The sequence below is a fragment of the Bartonella vinsonii subsp. berkhoffii ATCC 51672 genome, assembly GCF_902825225.1.
GTDB classification, from domain to species: domain Bacteria; phylum Pseudomonadota; class Alphaproteobacteria; order Rhizobiales; family Rhizobiaceae; genus Bartonella; species Bartonella berkhoffii.
This window is the reverse complement of sequence record NZ_CADEAK010000001.1, coordinates 154329-175311: the sequence shown is the minus strand read 5'-3', so window position 1 is coordinate 175311 and position 20983 is coordinate 154329. Positions and strand designations below refer to the sequence as shown.

General features: G+C 38.6%; 15 protein-coding genes and 2 pseudogenes. 9 read left to right on the top strand and 8 right to left on the bottom strand.

Annotated elements, in window-relative coordinates; translation table 11 throughout:
- Positions 1-2: 2 nt before the first annotated feature.
- The 3 genes and pseudogenes from J7R10_RS00645 to ihfB form a co-directional block, all read right to left on the bottom strand.
- The gene (locus J7R10_RS00645) at positions 3-935 is read right to left on the bottom strand and encodes a class I SAM-dependent methyltransferase (RefSeq protein WP_010704468.1); all 933 of its coding nucleotides are present in this window, start codon (positions 933-935) and stop codon (positions 3-5) included.
- Between the two features lie 24 nt (positions 936-959).
- Positions 960-1255, bottom strand: a pseudogene (locus tag J7R10_RS00640) (lipopolysaccharide assembly protein LapA domain-containing protein).
- A gap of 8 nt (positions 1256-1263) precedes the next feature.
- Positions 1264-1542, bottom strand: a complete 279-nt coding sequence (ihfB, locus tag J7R10_RS00635; protein WP_010704470.1) for an integration host factor subunit beta — start codon at positions 1540-1542, stop codon at positions 1264-1266.
- A 190-nt stretch (positions 1543-1732) separates the two neighbouring features.
- On the opposite strand from ihfB, the gene lptC reads away from it, so the two are divergent.
- The 6 genes from lptC to rlmN all read left to right on the top strand — a co-directional run bounded on the left by lptC (position 1733) and on the right by rlmN (position 7989).
- On the top strand, positions 1733-2377 hold the full coding sequence (gene lptC, locus J7R10_RS00630; RefSeq protein ID WP_010704471.1) for an LPS export ABC transporter periplasmic protein LptC: 645 nt from the start codon (positions 1733-1735) through the stop codon (positions 2375-2377).
- Between the two features lie 83 nt (positions 2378-2460).
- Positions 2461-3066, top strand: a complete 606-nt coding sequence (locus J7R10_RS00625; protein ID WP_010704472.1) for an LptA/OstA family protein — start codon at positions 2461-2463, stop codon at positions 3064-3066.
- A 6-nt stretch (positions 3067-3072) separates the two neighbouring features.
- On the top strand, positions 3073-3867 hold the full coding sequence (gene lptB, locus J7R10_RS00620) for an LPS export ABC transporter ATP-binding protein (RefSeq protein ID WP_010704473.1): 795 nt from the start codon (positions 3073-3075) through the stop codon (positions 3865-3867).
- A gap of 1163 nt (positions 3868-5030) precedes the next feature.
- Positions 5031-5495 (top strand): PTS IIA-like nitrogen regulatory protein PtsN, encoded by a 465-nt coding sequence (gene ptsN, locus J7R10_RS00615; RefSeq protein ID WP_010704474.1) that lies wholly within the window; start codon positions 5031-5033, stop codon positions 5493-5495.
- A 719-nt stretch (positions 5496-6214) separates the two neighbouring features.
- The gene (locus J7R10_RS00610) at positions 6215-6718 is read left to right on the top strand and encodes an invasion associated locus B family protein (RefSeq protein WP_010704475.1); all 504 of its coding nucleotides are present in this window, start codon (positions 6215-6217) and stop codon (positions 6716-6718) included.
- A gap of 41 nt (positions 6719-6759) precedes the next feature.
- The gene (gene rlmN / locus J7R10_RS00605) at positions 6760-7989 is read left to right on the top strand and encodes a dual-specificity RNA methyltransferase RlmN (protein ID WP_010704476.1); all 1230 of its coding nucleotides are present in this window, start codon (positions 6760-6762) and stop codon (positions 7987-7989) included.
- Positions 7990-7991: 2 nt separating this feature from the next.
- Here the strand turns inward: rlmN and J7R10_RS00600 are convergent, their stop codons facing one another.
- Entirely contained in the window at positions 7992-8630 is a 639-nt protein-coding gene (locus tag J7R10_RS00600; protein ID WP_010704477.1) for a LysE family translocator, read from the bottom strand.
- A 185-nt stretch (positions 8631-8815) separates the two neighbouring features.
- On the opposite strand from J7R10_RS00600, the pseudogene J7R10_RS00595 reads away from it, so the two are divergent.
- A pseudogene (locus J7R10_RS00595) lies at positions 8816-10037 on the top strand (argininosuccinate synthase).
- Positions 10038-10112: 75 nt separating this feature from the next.
- Here the strand turns inward: J7R10_RS00595 and J7R10_RS00590 are convergent.
- Positions 10113-10262 carry a hypothetical protein gene (locus J7R10_RS00590; protein WP_164713717.1) on the bottom strand — a complete coding sequence of 50 codons (150 nt, stop codon included), beginning with the start codon at positions 10260-10262 and terminating at the stop codon, positions 10113-10115.
- A 172-nt stretch (positions 10263-10434) separates the two neighbouring features.
- Here J7R10_RS00590 and J7R10_RS00585 point away from each other — a divergent pair, with 172 nt between their 5' ends.
- Both J7R10_RS00585 and J7R10_RS00580 read left to right on the top strand, forming a co-directional pair.
- Complete coding sequence (locus tag J7R10_RS00585; protein ID WP_010704478.1) at positions 10435-12096, top strand: lysine--tRNA ligase; 1662 nt, start codon at positions 10435-10437, stop codon at positions 12094-12096.
- A complete protein-coding gene (locus tag J7R10_RS00580) occupies positions 12096-13673 on the top strand; it encodes a peptide chain release factor 3 (RefSeq protein WP_010704479.1) in 1578 nt (525 codons plus the stop codon). The genes J7R10_RS00585 and J7R10_RS00580 overlap by 1 nt, the downstream gene beginning before the upstream one ends.
- A 103-nt stretch (positions 13674-13776) precedes the next feature.
- Here the strand turns inward: J7R10_RS00580 and trxA are convergent, their stop codons facing one another.
- From trxA to addB, 3 genes are all read right to left on the bottom strand, one after another.
- Positions 13777-14100 carry a thioredoxin gene (trxA, locus tag J7R10_RS00575; RefSeq protein WP_010704480.1) on the bottom strand — a complete coding sequence of 108 codons (324 nt, stop codon included), beginning with the start codon at positions 14098-14100 and terminating at the stop codon, positions 13777-13779.
- Positions 14101-14207: 107 nt separating this feature from the next.
- Positions 14208-17681 carry a double-strand break repair helicase AddA gene (addA, locus tag J7R10_RS00570; RefSeq protein WP_010704481.1) on the bottom strand — a complete coding sequence of 1158 codons (3474 nt, stop codon included), beginning with the start codon at positions 17679-17681 and terminating at the stop codon, positions 14208-14210.
- Positions 17678-20800, bottom strand: coding sequence for a double-strand break repair protein AddB (gene addB / locus J7R10_RS00565; protein ID WP_010704482.1), 3123 nt, complete (start codon positions 20798-20800; stop codon positions 17678-17680). Before addB ends, addA begins: the two co-directional genes overlap by 4 nt.
- Positions 20801-20983: the final 183 nt, after the last annotated feature.

The window sequence follows — 20983 nt, the reverse complement described above, 5'->3', positions numbered from 1 at the left end:
ATTCAGGCAATCCAACGGCTAAAAAGGGAAGTAGAAAGGGCGCGTCCGGCGGCTTCTTCACGCAAGATAAGTTCTCCTGATTCGATCGTGCCACCAAGGTTTATGAATTCATCACGTATTAAAGCATGGAGTGCGTAAAAGGAAGCACGAATAGAATAAGCTGTAAGGACAATGGCAAGAGGTTTATCAGAAAGGAGTTTACGACAGTTTGTAATCATAGCCGGTAAGTGATCAAACAATTGCCAAATTTCGCGATGAGGTCCACGTCCATATGCAGGAGGATCAAGAAGAATCATATCATAGTTTTTTTGACGACGCAGTTCACGTTCGACAAATTTTACAGCATCATCGCAAATCCAGCGAATAGAATGATCTGTTAATCCTGCTTTTTCTTGATTGGCTTTTGCCCAAGCAATGGCTTTTTTAGAAGCATCAACATGCGTAACATGTGCACCTGCGCGTGCTCCGATCAGAGAAGCAATACCCGTATAGCCAAAAAGATTGAGCAATTTTACCGGACGGGTAGCTTTAACAATTTGTTCTTCTATAAAGCGCCAATGGGCCTCTTGTTCAGGAAAAAGCCCCACATGACGAAAAGAAGTAAAACGACCTAGAAAAGACAATCCATTCCAAGTGAGTGGCCAAATTTCATCAAGCGGTTTTTTGGGAAAATGCCAGCGACCAACCCCTTCTTCTTCTCGATTTCCTGTGAAAATAGCATCAACATCCGCCCAATATTTTTGTGGTAAAGCAGGTTTCCATAATGCTTGACCTTCAGGACGGATAATGCGATAAGCCCCATAACGTTCTAATTTTTGCCCATTTCCAGAATCTATGAGAGCATAATCTGCACTTATACCTGTTTCTAAAATAAGAGGTAACGTTTCCTGCGGATATTGATCACTGTGGTGAGATTGAGAGCATTGTGCAGGCATGTTTGGTATCATGATACAGGTATTTTAAAACTTTACATTAAAAAAGCTCTTTAATTTCTCGAGCTCATCGTTGCTTTTTTGAGCGCTTTTTTACATTTATGATACGCAATCCAATAGATGAAGCTTCCTAATAAAAGACCAAAACCAAAAAAGAGAAAGAGCCATATAAAAAAAGGAGCGTGATAAGTAAAACTCTCAGACTTTATCCAAAAAGGGACAAGCGTCAATGCAACCATTTGACGATTTACTAAAATAAAAGCAACCAAGAACACTGTAAAAATTACAAAAGCGGCTGCTGAAAGGATACGTTTAATTATCATAAAGTTCCTCACTGATTAAGCCGATTACGTAAATCCTTGCCCGTTTTGAAAAAAGGAATCCATTTTTCTTCAACAACAACGGCTTCACCTGTTCGTGGATTACGACCATTACGTGCTGAGCGGCTTTTAACAGAAAAAGCTCCGAACCCGCGAAGTTCAACACGATTACCATTAGCAAGCGCTGTTGAAATTTCCTCAAAAATAGCATTCACAATATTTTCCACATCACGTTGAAAAAGATGCGGATTCTGACGGGCAATAATTTGCACAAGTTCCGATTTAACCAAAATAGCCTCGCTTTCAGACAAAAAAGATTTTTATAATTGTGCATTTTATGCATGCATATTACAACATATAAATGTTTGAAAGCAAAATAAAACCAAGAAAAATTAAATTGCAAGAAACAAAATTTGAAAATACTTCTTATAAAGGTTATACAGGTTGGAAAACGCGGAGTATTGAAGAGATTAGAGTAGTATGTCCGTACACAATTATTATGGAGCCTTTTCAACAAAATCATCTTGTAGTGATGTTTTTAGAAAAGCATCCCGTCATTCGCGTCGCATTAGCGTATTAAAATTTTTTTTACCTCTTTTGGCATTGGCAACGGCACTCGTTTTTTGCTGGTTTACATTTTTCTTTGTTCCCGTTTCTTCTGATCCTGTTACTTTAAAGAGTGAAGAGGGGGAGATGATGAAGTTGACGATGCTCAATCCAAAATTAGAAGGCTATACGCGTTCTCATGAGCCTTATTGGCTTAAAGCAGAAAAGGCATTTCAAGATCGTACCCGTTCTGGAGTGATTGGGTTGCAAAATATCACAGCTGAAGCACTTGTGGGCAAAAAAAGACGCGTTTTTCTCGACGCACAAGGGGGAGTTTATGATAACATGAACGGTTGTTTACAGTTGGATAAGCCATTCACTATTACAACAAATGACGGAATGACTGCACAATTTATGGCAGCAAATATTAATTTATCTGAGGGGCAATTAAACACAGATCAACGTGTCAATATTCAGCGTGCAGGATTGCATCTTGCAGCCAATGCTTTGCAAATTCGAAAAAAAGGACAAAACATGTACTTTCATGGTGGTGTGTATTTAATACTTGACAAGCAATGAGAGAGTCTCAATACGACTTTTTAAGTATCTGTTGTGAAAAAGAAGTCTGTATCTATATGGACAGAAGAATGAGGGATGATGAGATGAAGCCGAAGAAACCATACAAAAAATGGTTGAGTATAATTTTGGCTTTCGGCATGGAGATGTTAAGGATTGGAACCGTTTTGGCATATTCTGAAGTTGCTCATTTTGGAATTAATTTATCAAACGAAAAAGAACCAGTAGAACTTTATGCAAATTCTTTAGAAATACGTGATAAAGAGGGGATAGCGCTTTTTAATGGTGATGTTTCGGTGGTTCAAGGTGAACGTCTTTTGCGAACGGCAAAATTGATTGTTTACTATGATAAGGCGTATAAAGGTACCAATAAGAATCAAGGAGACATGAAGGCATCGCCTGCTTGGTTTGGTTCGACAGGTATTAAGAAAATGGAAGCTTTAGGAAAAGTTTATATAAAAAATGCTACGCAGATCGCTACGGGTGACAAGGGCGTTTTTGATGGTAAGTCGAAAATAATACGTTTGACAGGGAATAATGTTGTATTAACGGATGGTGATAATGTGGCAACGGGATGCAAGCTAACGGCAGATATGAAAAGCGGAAAGGCTTTTTTAGAAGGTTGTGAGACATCTGAGAAAAAGGGCCGTGTTTCTATTATTTTTAAACAAAATCAAAAAAATGACCATTAAGATTTCATGTTTGGAATCAAAAGAAAAAAGCAGACGGACAGATATGATCTTGCAAGCGAAGCTTTAAGAAAGCCTTTAAAGGGAACTTTAATTGCCAGTCGTTTGATTAAGGTTTACCGCGGAAGGCAGGTTGTTAATGGTGTTTCTTTTGGTATTCGTACCGGAGAATCTGTTGGAATTTTAGGTCCCAATGGTGCGGGTAAGACAACTTGTTTTTATATGGTTACGGGCCTTATTAAATCTGATGGAGGAACTATTAGAATTGATGGATTTGATGTCACCCATCTTCCAATGTATCGACGTGCACGTTTAGGGATTGGGTATCTTCCGCAAGAAGCGTCGATTTTTCGCGGACTTTCAGTAGAAAACAATATCAAGGCTGTTTTGGAAGGTGTTGAAAAGGATCCCCTCAAGCGACGTGAAGAATTGGATGCTTTGTTACATGAATTTAAAATTGATCATCTACGCAAGATGTCCGCTCTTTCTTTATCAGGGGGAGAGCGCCGACGACTTGAAATTGCACGTGCCCTAGCCTCTCGCCCCCATTTTATGTTACTTGATGAACCATTTGCAGGAATTGATCCTATAGCTATTTTTGATATTCAGCAGCTTATTCGTTATTTAACTCAGCGCGGAATTGGTGTTTTGATAACGGATCATAATGTACGAGAAACATTGGGTCTTGTCGACCGTGCTTATATCATTCATGCAGGGCGAGTGTTGGTTCACGGTTGTCCCAACGATATTATCAACAATGCTGATGTGCGCAGAATTTATTTAGGAAATCAGTTTTCTCTCTGATTTTACAGTTTCAATGAGTACCTTAAATCTAAAGAGGATATGATGAATACAAACACCATTCTTGAATATTCAGGAAATTAAACGCATTATACAGAGGGGATGAAGCTTTATTTTGATTCTTAACTGCGATTATAAAGATGCGTCTTCATTGTATAACCAAGAGCAATTATTAATACGTTGCGGAAGCTATGATTATGTTATTAAACGCTTTAAATAAAACAGAAGATAAAACAGTCTCTGAAAAAGAGCATGGATGTTTTTTAGTTTTGTTAATACAACAGGAGCTCTATTTATTGGGTTAGAGTTGAGAGGCTCCTTATTTGTGCCAAAACTTTTTTTATGATGATCACCTTAAATTGAAGTTTTGCTAAATGTTGGAAAAATCCTCAACAAAATGAAGTGATTTTACTATATTCATAGATTTTGTTCGCTTTTGACTATAGCATGGAAAAGATATCACTAGATTAACCTGATAATGAATGATAAACGGGGCTATAAATAATAAATGCGCATGTTGTTGGAAAAGAGAGAGTATTAATAATATTTTTTCTGTCGAAAAAACAACATATCAATAGCGCTGTTTAGGATATTTGAGGGTGGCACCATGGGTTATATATTACAGTTGTCAAATAAGATTTGTGATATTTTGTTGGTTTGCATTGCGCATTTAAAAGCAGGCGCATAGAGCGGGTGCTAATCTGGATATGTGAATCCCTTTAAAATAAATGTTGAACGACTTAAAGCTTTTTAGATCGTTGTAGTTGGGCAGTGTTCAGGCTGCACTGTGTTTGCCAAAGTAAAAAGCTATTTTACCGCGATATGCTTCTCATTTTATGAAGAACTAGGTTTTAAAAAGAAGAGGAAGATCTGATGAGAAATGATACACAAACTCTTGTGATAAAAAGGTTGATAAATTTACGAACAATGCCTTTGCGACTATTGTAGGAAGATTAATTTTACGGACAATTTCATTTCTTTGTTTTCTCATGCTGTTAATGAGGAGCTGAGTAACTATTTATTGTTGCACTGATAGTGAGATGAATTGAGTCATCATCCGTTATAAATTGAAAAATAAAGTCACATGCGATGATGTAAGACAGTGAAAGATATATGTTTACAGGTTTATTGGTGATCATTTGAGCGTGTAAAAGGAAAATTAAAATATGAATTTGAGTGAGTTAATTGCACCGGAAGCAATTATTCCGGCTCTTAAAGCGAATTCAAAGAAACAAGTTCTGCAAATTTTGTCTGAAAAAGCAGCTGAGCTGACAGGTCTTAATGAACGTGTGATTTTTGATATTGTTTTGCAACGTGAAAAACTAGGTTCGACGGGTCTTGGTGGTGGTATTGCGATTCCTCATGGAAAACTACCTGATATTCATCGAATCATTGGTCTATTTGCGCGCCTTGAAAGCCCTGTTGATTTTGAAGCTCTTGATGACGAGCCTATTGATCTTATTTTCCTCCTTTTAGCACCTGAAAATGCTGGAGCAGACCACTTAAAAGCTTTATCGCAGATTGCACGTGTGTTGCGTCATGTTGATGTCGTTCAAAAATTACGTAATACGCATGATGCTCATGCACTTTATATTCTATTAATTCAGAATTCAGAATCAAATGCAGCTTAAAAAAATGGCGTGGTGCGGTAGAGAATGCACCACATAGTGGATTGGAAAATGAGATAATCTGTGCTTAAAGAGCTTCAAAACCCTCACTATATCATATAATTTAAAAAAAATTCCAGCAAGGGAATCATCATTTTTTTAGGTCTTTTAATTTATCCGTGAATTGGATTTTTAAAATTAAAATGGTTTAAAGAATGTGAAAAGGCGGTATCTAAACGGTATTGAATAGGAAGTATAGACGCGCTATAATTTGTTGAAGGGTGAATATTTTGCGATTTTTATTAACGCAAATGCGTTAAGTGTGTTGATTTATAAATGATATCCGAAAGGCTGTAAAATGAAGGATATTCCTTTATAGGATGCATTTCCAGCACTTTACAACAAATTGCCCGTGGTGTAGGAGCGTCATTTATTTCTTAACAGGGTGATGCTATATTCACACTTTATTTTGAAGTCTGATTGCTTAAAGAAGAGAGAGTTTTTATACGAGAAATGGAATTTGTAGCATAAAATCAATATGTTATTTTTCAAAATCTGGTTATTGAATAAAAATTCCATATTTAGTAACAACCAAAGAGTCAAAATTAAATGTAAAAATCTTTTCTTGTTGGAGTAAAATTTTTTTGCTTGTTGAAAGGATGAAGACGATTACACTAGAGCGTTGACGAGCTTTTCTCATGATGAGAATCTTGGTAGAGACTAAAAAAGTGAGCTAAATGAAGATGTTTGAAAAGACGGTTATTGCTGCATCTATAATGGTTCTGGTTACTTTCGGACAAGCGTGTGCGCAAACGCCAAGCCGTTTGAATCAGTTTGAAGCGTGGGGAGCTTATTCTTATAAATCACCAAAGAATATAATTTGCTATGTGTTATCGGTACCCTTAGAAGCACTTCCAACGACGGTTAATCATGGAGATAATTTCTTTTTGGTTACCAAGCGTTCGGATTCGCCTATCTCGTTTGAACCACAATTTATGGCTGGATATACACTTAAAGAAGGATCAAAAGTTACTGTGACCATTGGAAATATGGATTTTGATTTTTTTACGAAAGATTCATCAGCTTGGTTGGCATCATCAGCGTTAGAAAAGCAGCTTGTTTCTGCTATGCGTTCTGGGATTAGTATGACGGTGAAAGCACTCTCAAAACGAGGAACCCATACTACCTATACTTATTCCTTAAAAGGGATAACTGCTGCCTTAAACGCGGTCCAGAAGTGTCATTAAGGTTTCTGTAACTCTAAATTCGTGATATAAATTGGAAAACAATGGCCGTTTCATATGACCTTAGACCAGTCGGTGCGTGTCGAGCACGAGAAACAGAGACTGTTATCGTGGAGGGGAGCGCAAAGCTCTCTTTAATTGGCTTATCACAAGATGAAATGATGCACACTTTAAAGACAATTGGTGTTCCAGAGCGCCAAACGCGTATGCGTGTACGCCAGCTCTGGCACTGGCTTTATGTGCGTGGCGTTTCAAATTTTGATGAGATGCTGAATATTTCTAAATCCATGCGAGAAATGTTTAAAAGTCATTTTTCCATTGCACGTCCGGAAATTGTTGGAGAACAAATATCAAAGGATGGAACGCGTAAATGGCTGTTGCGTTTTCCAGCACGTGGTGCAGGAAGGCTCGTTGAAATTGAAACGGTTTATATCCCTGAAGAAGGGCGTGGTACTTTATGTCTTTCATCACAGGTAGGATGTACGTTAACGTGTTCCTTTTGCCATACGGGAACACAAGTGCTTGTTCGTAATTTGACAGCAGAAGAAATTTTAGCGCAATTATTGGTTGCACGTGATCGTTTAGGTGACTTTCCTGATAAAAATACTCCTGATCGAGCAATTGTTCCAGTTGAAGGGCGTAAAATCACCAATATCGTTATGATGGGGATGGGCGAACCGCTTTATAATTTTGAAGCAGTTAAAAAAGCTTTATTGATTGCTTCTGATGGAGATGGGCTTTCTTTATCAAAACGTCGAATTACGCTTTCAACAAGCGGGGTTGTTCCTGGAATTATCCGAACTGGTGAAGAAATTGGAGTTATGTTGGCAATTTCACTTCACGCAGTGCATGATACACTACGGGATATGCTTGTTCCTATCAATAAGAAGTATCCTCTTGCTTTATTAATGGATGCTTGTCGTCATTATCCTGGTCTTTCTAATGCAAAGCGCATTACATTTGAATATGTTATGCTGAAAGATATCAATGATAGTTTGGATGATGCCAAGCGATTAATTCAATTATTGAAAGGGATTCCTGCAAAGATTAATTTGATCCCTTTTAATCCATGGCCTGGAAGTAATTATCAATGTTCTGATTGGGAACAAATTGAACGTTTTGCTGATGTGGTTAATCGAGCAGGTTATGCCTCACCTATTCGAATACCGCGCGGACGCGATATTTTAGCTGCGTGCGGTCAGCTTAAATCTGCCTCAGAACGTTTACGTAAATCAGAATGTTTGCAATTTGAAAATGTGATTGGTAGTGAATGATCTTAATTTTTATCAATAAGAATGCGTAAAGCAAAACTGGTAAAAATACCGGCGATAAGCCAATCAAGAAAACGGATATAAGAAGGATTTCGCTTAAGTCCATTAGAAAATTTATGAGCCATAAAAACTATAAAAATGTTAATGGGTAAAGCAATAGGAATATAAGAGAGACCCAAAATGAGCAATTTTTGCATAGCCATAGGGTCATTTGCATTGATAAATTGTGGTAAGAAAGTTACATTAAAAAGGATGACCTTGGGATTTAAGAGATTAATTCCAATAGCCATAAAATAATTACGTCTAAGACTTTGATATTTGGGGGATGTTTCTTTGAGAGAAAATGTCGAATTTTTACGCAATGCTTGAAAGGCAAGCCATAGAAGGTAAAAGGCACCTACAACTTTAAGAACAAGAAAGGCGCGCGGTGAGGTAAAAATGAGCGCTGATATGCCGAGTGCGACAGCAACAACTTGAATAGCAAAACCTGTTGCACTCCCTAACGTACACATAATTCCAGCTTTTTTGCTTTGTGCAATGGTGCGTGATACAGATAGCATAATATCAGGTCCTGGAATGAGTGCTAGAATCAATGCTGCTGAAAAAAATTGTATCATGCTAGACCATTCAGGGAAAAATGACATATAAATCTCCTTTATTCTTTAAAAGATTTGCTTGTGACTTATGTCTTTACACAAACGGTCTTTTTTACGCTTTTTCGTTTTTTTTTGCATCTGTTGTTTAATGTTGTCTAAAGGGAATTTATTTTCATTGTTTGTATAGTTTTGATTTCTGAGTAAAAAGAAAGCAAATAATGTAGAGCTTTAAAATGAAAAAACGGAAAAATGTTAAGAAAGTTGTTCTAGCTTATTCAGGAGGGCTAGATACGTCTATTATTCTTAAATGGTTACAAAGTGAACTGGGTGTTGAAGTTGTAACCTAGCCGATTTAGGGCAAGGAGAAGAATTAGAGACGGCGCGTCGTAAAGCTGAAATACTGGGCGTTAAAGAAATTTATATTGAAGATCTACGTGAAGAGTTTATACGTGACTTTGTGTTTCCAATGTTTCGAGCCAATGCAGTTTATGAAGGGTGTTATCTTTTGGAGACTTCAATTGCTCGTCCACTCATTTCAAAACGCCTTATTAAAAATGCCAAGGAAACGGGTGCAGATGCAATTGCCCATGGAGCAACAGGAAAAGGTAATGATCAAGTTCGCTTTGAACTTTCTGCTTATGCTCTTAATCCTGATATCAAGATTATTGCTCCATGGCGTGATTGGTCTTTTAAAAGTCGGACAGATTTGCTTGAATTTGCGCGCGCGCATCAAATTCCAGTAGAGAAGGATAATCAAAGCGAAGCGCCTTTTTCCGTCGATGCAAATTTATTGTACTCGTCATCAGAGGGCAAGGTTTTGGAAGATCCAGCACTTCCTGCTCCTGAATATGTTCATATGCGCACTCTTTCTCCAGAAGCTGCTCCAGATCAAGCAATCATAATCACGGTTGGCTTTAAAAAGGTTATGCTATCTCGATTAATGGGCAAAATTTATCTCCTGCGAACTTACTTGCTGAATTGAATAATTATGGACGCGACAACGGTATTGGTCGGTTAGATTTGCTAGAAAACCGCTTTGTAGGTATGAAATCGCGTGGCATTTATGAAACACCAGGGAGAACCATTCTCTTGACTGCTCATCGTGTGATGGAATCTCTCACATTGGGTCGGGGAGCAGCGTATTTGAAAGATGAATTAATGCCGCGTTACGCAGAGTTTATTTATTATGGCTTTTGGTTTTCACTTGAACGCAAAATGCTGCAAGCTGCGATTGATTTATCCCAAGAAAATGTTGAAGGTGAAGTTACATTAAAGCTTTATAAGGGCAATGTGATTGTTGAAGGACGCCAAAGCAAAAAGTCCCTTTACTCTAGTAAATTGGTAACTTTTGTGGATGATAAAGGCGTCTATGATCAACAGGATGCTGCTGACTTCATTAAATTAAATGCCCTACGTTTACGCACATTGGCAGTGCGTTCTTTGGCATGTATATAAACAATCCTATAAAATCACCTTTAAATATAAGTAAAATGGCTTTTTTATATAAAAATATTTAATTTTGTCATTTTTCTAACTTATTGGTGTCTGCGAAGAGGTTAATTGTCCTATTTTTAGCTCTATGCTAGAGGATTTTTTTTCTTGCTGATACGTATAATAAGAAAAACCTAGAATAATGGCAATTAAAATACCAATGATCAAAACGAGTAAATTACGGTTCATGATACTTATACTTCATTAAGATAAAAATAAAAGAGAGTGCAATGGAAAGAATAGGGCAGATACTGGTCATAACAAGAGCATAATTAAGAAGATTTTAGTGTGCTATTATTGACGAATAGGTTTAATAACCATACACCAAGCCATTAAAGAATTTAATTTTAGGATAAAGATGATGATGCGTAATCCGTATGATGCCCTTAGCCTTACACCAGAATTAAAAGATGCTGCTGCTCAATCGAAAGTTTGGCCATTTGAAGAAGCACGCAAAATTATCAAACGGTATGAAAAAACAGGGTATCCAGAGAGTGTAATATTCGAAACAGGCTATGGCCCTTCTGGTTTACCGCATATTGGAACCTTTGGGGAAGTAGTACGTACAACCATGGTGCGCCATGCTTTCCATATTCTGACAGAGAATAAAGTTAAAACGAAACTTCTTTGTTTTTCTGATGATATGGATGGGTTGCGTAAGGTTCCTGATAATGTGCCTGATCGCGAAAAAATGGAAAGCTATCTTGGTCAACCACTTAGCCGTGTACCAGATCCTTTTGGGAATAGTTATCCTTCTTTTGGAGCAGCAAATAATGCCCGCTTGCGCGCTTTTCTTGATCGTTTTGGTTTTGATTATGAATTCGCTAGCGCGACAGATTATTATACTTCCGGTCATTTTGATGAAACACTTTTAAAAATACTTGGCTGTTATGACAAAGTCATGGCAATTGTTTTGCCAACATTGGGTGAAGAACGGCGGGCTACCTATTCTCTCTTTTTACCGATTTCTCCATTTTCTGGAAAAGTATTACAAGTTCCGATGATTGCTCGTAATGTTGAAAAAGGTACTGTCACCTATATTGAGCCTGAAACGGGAGAAACCATTGAAACGGAGGTCACAGGTGGCAAGGTTAAATGTCAATGGAAAGTGGATTGGGCAATGCGTTGGAAAGCACTTGGCATTGATTATGAAATGGCGGGAAAAGATCTTATCGATTCCACCACTCTTTCTTCTAAAGTTTGTAAAGTGCTTGGTGGAAATCCACCAGAAGGATTTAACTATGAGCTCTTTTTAGATGATAAGGGGCAGAAAATTTCTAAATCTAAAGGAAATGGCTTAACCATTGATGAGTGGTTAACATATGCTCCAACTGAGAGTCTAGGGCTTTATATGTTTTCAAAGCCCAAAACGGCAAAACGGCTTTATTTTGATGTTATCCCAAAAGCGGTTGATGAATATTATGCGCATCTTTCAGCCTATGGGCGTCAAAGGTGGCAAGAGCGGCTGAATAATCCTGTATGGCATATCCATAGTGGTTGCCCTCCACAAGATGTTTTGCCTGTATCTTTTGCTATGCTCTTGAATTTGGTAAGTGCTTCAAATGCTGAAAATAAAGAGGTTCTTTGGGGCTTTATTTCTCGCTATGCTAAGGGAGCCAATCCACAAACTTATCCAGCACTTGATCAGTTGGTGCAATTTGCCATTAAATATTTTGAACTCTTTGTGAAACCAAATAAAAAATTTCGCCTTCCTGATGACAGTGAACGTGCAACATTAGTGCAAATAGATGCGAAATTAGCCAGTTTGCCTGAAACTGTTGATGGAAACACGCTTCAAGATGTGCTTCTTGATGTTGCGCGTTTAACGGAACGTTATCAAGACCATAGCAAGAAAAGTCCTGAAGGGGGCCCTGGTGTTTCAAATGTATTTTTTCAAATGTTGTATGAGGTTCTTTTAGGACAAGAACGAGGACCACGATGGGGGTCATTTATTGCGTTGTACGGGATTAATGAAATGCGTGCACTGATTGCTGAAGCGCTTGCTCGAACTATGGTGGAATAATGGAAAAGAGAGCGCAAGAAGTAAAACGGCGTCGCACATTTGCAATCATTGCTCACCCAGATGCAGGGAAAACAACATTAACAGAAAAGCTTTTATTGTTTGGTGGTGCGATTCAGCTTGCTGGTGAGGTGAAAGCAAAAAAAGGCCGTATTCAAACTCGCTCTGATTGGATGAATATTGAACGTGATCGTGGTATTTCGGTTGTAACATCGGTGATGACGTTTGAATATGAAGATCATATCTTTAATTTGTTAGATACCCCAGGACATGAGGATTTTGCAGACGATACCTATCGTACTCTCACGGCAGTTGATAGTGCTATCATGGTGCTAGATGGTGCACGGGGAATTGAGCCTAGAACACTGAAATTGTTTGAAGTGTGTCGGATGCGGGATATTCCTATTGTTACTTTTATCAATAAAATGGATAGAGAAGCACGTGATCCTATAGAGCTTTTAGATGAAATTGAAGAAAAACTCGCCCTAGATACAGCACCAATAACATGGCCAATCGGTACGGGTAAAGATTTTGTTGGCACATTTGATCTTCATCATAATCGTTTTCGTCAAAAAGATGATGAGGTAAGGCAACGGATGGTTTCTGGACCAGATGAGATTGCAAATTTGCTTCCAGAAAACCAACGCTTATCTTTTATCGAGAGTGTAGAGCTTGCGCGAAATGCTTGCAAAAATTTTGATCTTAAAGCTTTCTGTGAAGGACATATGACTCCTGTTTATTTTGGTTCGGCTTTACGCAATTTTGGTGTTCGTGATTTAATCAATGCGCTCATTGATTTTGGTCAAAGTCCTCGTGATCAGAGTGCAGATCAACGCAATGTCATGGCCATGGAATCTAAAATGACGGGATTTGTTTTTAAGATTCAAGCAAATATGGATCCCAATCACCGTGATCGTATTGCATTTTTTCGGGTTTGTTCGGGAACACTTGAACGTGGCATGAAGACAAAGTTGGTACGAACAGGAAAATCAATGACACTTTCTGCTCCACAATTTTTCTTTGCGCGCTCGCGGCAAATTGCTGATCAAACTTATGCTGGTGATATCGTAGGGATTCCTAATCATGGAACTTTACGCATTGGTGATACTTTGACTGAAGGAGAAGACATCCTCTTTAAGGGCGTCCCTAATTTTGCACCAGAAATTTTGCGTCGTGTTTGTTTAGGCGATCCGATGAAAGCAAAAAAACTGAAAGACGCCTTACAACAAATGGCTGAAGAAGGGGTTGTGCAACTCTTTATTCCTGATGACGGATCACCTTCTCTTATTGGGGTGATTGGTGCTTTGCAAATTGATGTTTTAAAGGAACGATTGAAAATAGAATATGGTATGCCAGTGAATTTTGAATCGGCACGCTTTAGCGTATGTCGTTGGATTTCTTCAGAGGATAAACACGAATTACAAAAATTTCTTATCAACCACCGTTCTGCTATTGCGCATGATTTGGATGGTGATGCAGTCTTTTTAGCAGAAAATCACTTCTCATTGAATTATGAAGCAGAACGGGCACCGAAAATAAAATTTTCAGCTTTTAAAGATTATCAAGTCCGCTCTGAATAAACAGCAGCTTTTATTATTGGAAAAGCGGTTATTTTAATGAAATCCCCCCAAAAAGGGAGAGGTGAAACTCCTCTCCTTATAGCAAGATCTGTCATAGGCAAATTTAACCAAGCCCTTCTTTGATCCATTCAGAAACACGCCCCTTAGAAGCAGCTCCAACCATATTTGATGAAACATTTCCATTTTTAAACATCAATAAGGTAGGAATTGAACGTACTCCATATTGGGTAGTGAGTTCCGGATTTTCATCAATATTCACTTTAGCAATTTTAACTTGATTTTGCATTTCTGCTGAAATTTCATCCAAAATGGGAGCAATCATTTTGCAAGGACCACACCATTCTGCCCAAAAATCAACGACAACAGGGGTGGAAGAGGTCAGAACTTCATTTTCGAAATTGCTCTTATCAACTTTTATACATGTCATAAATTTATCCTTTATATCTCATTCTATACATCGGTACGATAACAATTCATATCAAGTTATTGCAAAAATAAATTATAAGAGTCTTTGTGGAAAAAGGTTTTTTTGATTTATGCAGCAATTTCATCAAGAAGCGTCTCAAGTTTTTCTGGAGGAAGTTTAAAAATCTTTACTTCTTTACTATAGACAAGAAGAGCTTGGATATCTTTATCTGGATAAATAGCCTGTAGCAACTTTCGGTAAAGAGCCATTTGCAACAAATAGCGCGGGGCGATATCATCTTCGTTTTCTGGTGGGGTCCCAGTTTTAAAATCAGCAAAGATAATGCTATTTTGTGTGATGTATAGACGGTCAATTTGACCGGAAATTGATTGTTCTTTACCACGAATTTTTACAAGACCCATGAGGGAGACTTCAGCACGTGAATCAACAGAAAAGAGGGGTTTGAGGTAGATGTGATCTAAAATCTGCCAAACATGGTGAAGCGCTTCTTCCCTTTGGGATTCATGCCAATGAGAGGCTTTTGTATTGAGATAATGTTGGGCATAATCTCGACGTTTTTCGAGAGGACAATTGGGTAGATACTGCAGTAATCGATGCACAGTATTCCCATATTCGATGGAAAAAGCTCTGTTAGTATTTATTCCTCCTAAAACAGGTGAAATGCTAAACTGTTTTGTATTGGAAAAAATCTCTGCATCAGCCTCAATAGAGAGACTCGCAACAGAAGGTCTTAGTGGTTTGGGCAGAGCTGGTTCTAGGGGGACTTTATGGAAGAAAAAATCCGGCAAAGGTGGGAGTGCCAAGCTATTAGCACAGGATGCTTCTTGGTTTATAGGGGCAGAAGAAACTGTGATGGAATAACGCCAAGCTGCAATATCTTCTGCAGGACCTTTTATTGGCACTGCGTGTGGTTCAAGAGCGTTTTTTACCAATTGTAACCATGTATGAGAGGAGGATTTCTGACTTTTATATCCACAAATAAATAATCGATCTTCAGCGCGTGTCATGCCTACATAAAGAAGGCGTTTATATTCTTCTTCTGCACATTCTTTTAAATGTGAAAGTGCTTTTTCAGAGGGGGGGCTACGAAATTCTGCGTTAGGACACCAGATAAAAGCGTGTTGGTCGTTTAATTGTTTCTTGTTTAAGGGAACTTTCAGAAGATGTGGTGCATGTTGAGAATGCCAAACAGCACTCCCTGGATCAACGAGAAAAACAACAGCAGCTTCTAATCCTTTAGCAGCATGAACCGTCATAATACGGACTTCTTCGTAGTTTTGATCAAACTCACGTTTAATTTCTGGTTCGCTTACACTTAATGTTTCCAAAAAAGCTTGCAATCCTGGTAAGCCTGTTTTTTGAATCGTGAGTGTGTAATCCATAAAAGCATCGAGCACGTCATTTGCTTCAGATCCTAAGCGGGTTAGAATTTTTTGCCGTCCCTTATCATTGTTCAAAATATGGCTATAGAATTCAAAAACCGGTATTTTATCCACGAGCGTGCGATAGTGGCTTAAGGTTTCAAAGGCATGTTGAAAAGATGTATGCGATGATGCATATGTACACAGGCTTTGCCAAAGGGAACCTGTACGGTGTGCTGCAAGCTGATAAAGTTTTTCTTCATTAAGTGAAAAAAGTGGACTTTTTAAAACACAAGCAAGAGAAAGATCATCTTGTGGTTGTAAGACAAAACGTGCAAGTGCCATCAAATCACGCACACTAATATGATCGGTAAGCTGTAAACGGTCAGCACCAGCTACAGGAATATTATGTTGTTTAAGTGCACGAGAAAGCGCAGAGACAAATTCATCACGCTTGCGAACCAAAACCATGATATCACTTGCACGCATTAAGCGTCCTTTTGCTGGAAGCATTTCTCCTTTCTGTAACCAGTTTGCGATAGTTTCAGCAATTTTTTCCGCCAGATGTACTTCTGGTGTATCTAACTGATCAACAGTTAAATGCCAATCGTCAGGAAATTCATGAGCTTCTTTGGAAAATGCATCCCATAAAATAACCTCACCGGGGCTGTGAATACGAATAGCTTCGTGCACTGTTTTTGTATTTTCTGCTGAAAGCCCTTTGTAATTTTCTGGTGTTTCAAAAACAAGATCGACACTTTTAAGGACATCAGCAGTAGAGCGAAAAGAATAATTCAGTTGTATTTTTTCAAATTTCTGCTTCGCTTGTTCTGCTTTTTTTTGAATCATTCTACCATTTGCAGCAAAATTTTCTGGAGCAGCACCTTGAAAAGAATAGATAGATTGTTTTTCATCTCCAACAGCAAAAAGAGTACGAGTGTTTGTACGTTGACCGTGACCTGTGAAAAATTCTTGCGCTAAAAGTTGAATAATTTTCCATTGATCAGGGTTGGTATCTTGTGCTTCATCAAGCAAAATATGATCAAGACCAAGATCAAGTTTATAGTGTACCCATTGGCTTGCACCTTCACGTTGCAACAAATGGAGTGTACGCTCAATGAGATCATCAAAATTTAAAAAACCATTGGCTTTTTTTAAATTTGCATAAATTTTGAGATAGATGGCACAAAGCTGAAAAGCAGCCATATTGAGTGCGAGGATTTTTACGCATTGATATTTTTCTAAAAGAACAGAAAGTTTGCTTTGTTTCTCTTCGATCATTTGTTGAATAAAGGGCAAAATTTCATCTGATTTTTTACGCGCTAAACGTGAAAAATTGCGGGGGGCGCCTGTCGCTCTGAAATAAATATCGGAAATAATATTGATAATCTTTGTTTCATCAGAAGTTTCTGCTAATTGGGAAAATTTCGCAACCATATCCTTAAGATTCTGGTTGCCGTGGGTTTTGCAATGTGTGAGAGCGTAAAGAGGGAGACGAGCAATCTGTTGAATTTTTTCCAGTAGCTGCTGGTTTGTATCATCAGGCGCTAAATTAAACAGCGCACGCAATTGTTCCTCTCCATCTTCAGAGAGCAGAGAGGATAAAAAATCAGATAGTTTATGTTGCTTTTCCGTTGCTTCATACAGCAATTGGTTAAAAGTGTGTTCACTGATAACCTTAAGCAGTTGTTTCAAAGCGGATTGTGCATCATTATGCTTCAAAAGTTGGCAGCGCGCTTCTTGTTGTAATTTTTTTCGGTTGACATCATCTATGAGTTCGAAATGCCCAGCGATATTGGCTTCTAGCATAAATTGATGCAAGAGAGATTCACAAAAGGCATGAATAGTTTGGATTTTTAAGCCACCTGGTGTTTCGAGAGCACGAGCGAAGAGTTGGCGTGCATAGGTTAATTTTTGCGCATTGATGGGTTTATTTTCGAGCTGCGATAAGGTTTTTTGCAGCTGTTTATCATCAAGTTCGTTCCAACTGGAAAGTGTGCGAAAAATTCGCGATTGCATAACAGTGGCAGCGGCTCTCGTATAAGTGAGGCATAAAATACGTGCTGGAGGGGTACCATTTAAAAGCAAACGGATAACACGTTCGCTTAAAACATGCGTTTTTCCAGAACCCGCATTTGCAGAAACCCATACGTTTTTTTGGGGATGTGTTGCTGTTGCTTGTGCATCAAGGGCTGCTTCAGGAATAGAAAAAAGGGTCATGATTGATTTCCTTTATGGAATCCATGTGACCATTCCCATAAGCGTGCCAGATGGTCATAATCACCTTCATAGTCTTTTTTAAAAGGGACTGCGTGTGAAAGGTAGCCTTGCTGTGGATTGTTATAATACTCCATTAATGTGATAAGATGTTCCCATGCTTTTTCACTGAGACTAATGACATTTTGGTGCTCTTTTTCCCCTTTCTTTGAAAAAATTGATTTAGGAATGATTTCCCCTTTTCCATTGAGGGGGATGTAAAATAGATTTGAGGGGGTAAGATTTTGAAAATCTGTAAAGGCTCCTTTCATGAGCAAAGCTGCTTCCAGTGCCAATTGTGGAAATAACAAATGACGAACTTGTTTTGATGAGGGAGGCGTACTGGTTTTAAAATCAAGGATTTCAACCATTTTGTTTGCTAATACATCAATACGATCAGCGCGTCCTGAAAGAGTTACACCTGTTGTACCTATCGGTATTTTTTGTGATACGACTTCGGTATGTCTTTCTCGGGGCTCTAAACTTTGTTCCCACTGAAGAATGAAAGGAGCAAGGTTTTCAAAATTTGTCCACCAGATTGTTTCAACATCGGCGGGTAAATTGAACTTATCAAATTCTTTTCGTCCAAGAGTTAGTAATACATCCAATGCATTTTCGGCACTTAGATTCTTTATTTGTGTACCAAAAGCAGCAAGAATAGCGTGATAAAGCGTTCCACGTTCAGCAGCGCAAGGATCATGCATAAGCGCCTTAAGTGGTTTTAAGCGCAAGATTTTTTTAGCATAGATGGCATAAGGATCATATCGCAAGGTTGCTATTTCGGTGACCGAAAAATGGCGTGGACGTACATCAAGGGGCGGTACAGGGCAAGGGCGTTCTGCACAGGCAATCATATTTGTATTGTCGAGCATTTTTGCCCAATGGAGAAAACTTTCTCCTCGTGCACGGATTTGTTTCCAAACTTGTTTTCCTATAACTGTTTCTAAACGTTGTAACCAACGTGAAGGAAGTGAAGGAGCATGATTAACCCTTATCGCTCGGCTCATCACGACTTTATTCATTCCCATAGCCCATTGAAAATCATGCGCGGAAAGACCAATACGCTGTTCTGGTGGTCCAAGAGTTAACATCATTTTCATCTGTCTTGATAAAAAAGCATCATTGCGGGTTGTTATGGGCCATGATCCTTCATTAAGACCGCCGATAACCACTGTATCAACCGTTTGCAAGCGTGCTTCCAACGTGCCCCAAATAAATAAACGTGGATGCCCTCCGGGGGAAGGTGTGACAGAACGGGATGCTATCAGAGCTGAAAATATAGCGGGCCATTCGCAAAGAGGAAATGTTAATTCTGATTGATCACTGACCAATTCACGCAAAAAAGTTGCTAAAGCTTGTCCTGCTTCATGTTGATAAAGATGTTCAAGAGAATTGTTTTCATCACGCCCAAAATTTTCAAAAACCTCAACTGTTACTATTGCAGCTTCATTGACAGTGCATTCTTTCTCTTTTTTCATGAGAGATGCTAAAGGTTCGATAGCTTGACTTAAAAGATGACAAAGGAACTGTGCTTCTTCGCATTTCTGTTGATCAAGGACATTGATTTCAGAAGTGTTGTGGAAATATGTTTCTATCCACTTTTCGAGAAATTGGTTACATTCGCAAAAATTGATACGGCTCGTGTTTCCTCTCAGAACAAAGAGTTCAAAATTTTCTGCCATTTCACGTAAGCGGTGACGGTTTTGTTCAAGTGTTGTGAGTGGATGTTTGAGAAGAGAAAGAAAAGCAATTGGGTCATGAGGTTGAAACACATTTTCTAAAAGAAGCCTTAGCAGAGTTGCAGGCAACGTTTGTGCAAGTGGTATTCCTCCTGAATCATTTGCTTCAATTCCAAATCGCTGTAGTTCAGCGGATACACGGCGCGCTAAATTACGGTCATTTGTAATGAGAGCAGCGTTTTTGGGGGGCTCTTCAATAGCATTGCGTAAAGCAACGGCGATGGCAAGAGCTTCTTCGCGCTCGTTGATAGCTTCAATAAATGACCAATCTGCACAAAGGTTTTCATAATCATCGCGAACAATGTGCACCCACTTATCTGTTGTAGAGGCTGGTCGAAATGCTTCTGATAAAAGCGCTGTACGTTTTTTCTTTATAGCACTTTGTTGGCCAATTTCACGAACATGAATGCGGTGACATTTCATGAGAGAGAGAAGTTTTTTAAAATGGTATTGAGGATGGCTAAAAATATTCTCTGCATGATCAAAAGAATGATAAGTTGCCTTTTCTTTATTAATTGTGCCTAATGCTTTCCATTGTTCTTCATCCATATGAAGATCAAGCCCCGGAAGAACAACAGCTCCTTTGGGTAGAGAAGCAATGACCTTTAAAAGATGAGAAACTGCGGGAATAGAGCCTGATACACCAGCAGCAAGAATAGGTTTATGAGGTTGTGTGCGGTGTAAATTTTCTGCATGCATTTTGAGAGCTTGATTACGCCATTCAACAGGATTGCTTCGTTGTCTTTCTTGTAAAATTTGTGGCCAACTTTGAGTGACAATGGTAAGAAAATCAAGTGTTATTTGCCACCATTCTGCTACCATATCAGGAACAATTTCATTCAGTTTTGACCAATCTGCTGCTTCTGTTTCAATTTCATCCATCAACTTTGCTAAATCCTGAGCAAGCCAAATTGCATCGCCAGTATGAGCAGGAATAAGCACTTCTTCTGTACCAAACATGGCACGCAAATGAGCCGGTAAGTTTTCACGCCAAGGACGAATGAGATGCGCTAAAAGCAGCAGGCGTTCACTTTCTCCAATAGGAGGATACAGAGTGTTGGTATAGTTTTCCGCAAAAAGGAAGCTCTCTTCGTCCAAATCTCCCAAAGGGCGAATGGTTGGCAAAAAGGTTGATTTTATATCGCTTCTTTCAACAAAGACTGTACGTAAAGCGCGGGCAGCACGACGTGTTGGCACATAAATGAGGGTATCGGCAAGGGCCATTTGGATATCCCCATTGGGCGCAAAGTTATCAATAAGTGCACCAGAAAGCAGTGCATCAACAAAATGCGGTAGAAAAGGAGTTCCCGGAGAAATAGAAAAGACACGTGGTTTATAGGTCATATAATCTCATTTGGGATGTGTGGAAAATGTTCTATTTTATGAGTTATTTGCATGATTTCTACTGTATACAATTTTCATGCAGGGAAAAACTAAAAAGCTCTATTTGTGCAGTGGATTTTTTTAACTATCTTGAAAATCAAGAAAATCAATGCGGGCAATTCCTTCATTATATGTGTACCAAAG

Coding starts and splice junctions, on each gene's coding strand:
- trxA (WP_010704480.1), bottom strand. CDS start 14,100: ATGACATGTATAAAAGTTGATAAGAGCAATTTCGAAAATGAAGTTCTG.
- addA (WP_010704481.1), bottom strand. CDS start 17,681: ATGACCCTTTTTTCTATTCCTGAAGCAGCCCTTGATGCACAAGCAACA.
- addB (WP_010704482.1), bottom strand. CDS start 20,800: ATGACCTATAAACCACGTGTCTTTTCTATTTCTCCGGGAACTCCTTTT.
- J7R10_RS00585 (WP_010704478.1), top strand. CDS start 10,435: ATGATGCGTAATCCGTATGATGCCCTTAGCCTTACACCAGAATTAAAA.
- J7R10_RS00645 (WP_010704468.1), bottom strand. CDS start 935: ATGCCTGCACAATGCTCTCAATCTCACCACAGTGATCAATATCCGCAG.
- J7R10_RS00600 (WP_010704477.1), bottom strand. CDS start 8,630: ATGTCATTTTTCCCTGAATGGTCTAGCATGATACAATTTTTTTCAGCA.
- lptC (WP_010704471.1), top strand. CDS start 1,733: ATGTCCGTACACAATTATTATGGAGCCTTTTCAACAAAATCATCTTGT.
- J7R10_RS00590 (WP_164713717.1), bottom strand. CDS start 10,262: ATGAACCGTAATTTACTCGTTTTGATCATTGGTATTTTAATTGCCATT.
- lptB (WP_010704473.1), top strand. CDS start 3,073: ATGTTTGGAATCAAAAGAAAAAAGCAGACGGACAGATATGATCTTGCA.
- J7R10_RS00625 (WP_010704472.1), top strand. CDS start 2,461: ATGAAGCCGAAGAAACCATACAAAAAATGGTTGAGTATAATTTTGGCT.
- ptsN (WP_010704474.1), top strand. CDS start 5,031: ATGAATTTGAGTGAGTTAATTGCACCGGAAGCAATTATTCCGGCTCTT.
- rlmN (WP_010704476.1), top strand. CDS start 6,760: ATGGCCGTTTCATATGACCTTAGACCAGTCGGTGCGTGTCGAGCACGA.
- J7R10_RS00580 (WP_010704479.1), top strand. CDS start 12,096: ATGGAAAAGAGAGCGCAAGAAGTAAAACGGCGTCGCACATTTGCAATC.
- J7R10_RS00610 (WP_010704475.1), top strand. CDS start 6,215: ATGTTTGAAAAGACGGTTATTGCTGCATCTATAATGGTTCTGGTTACT.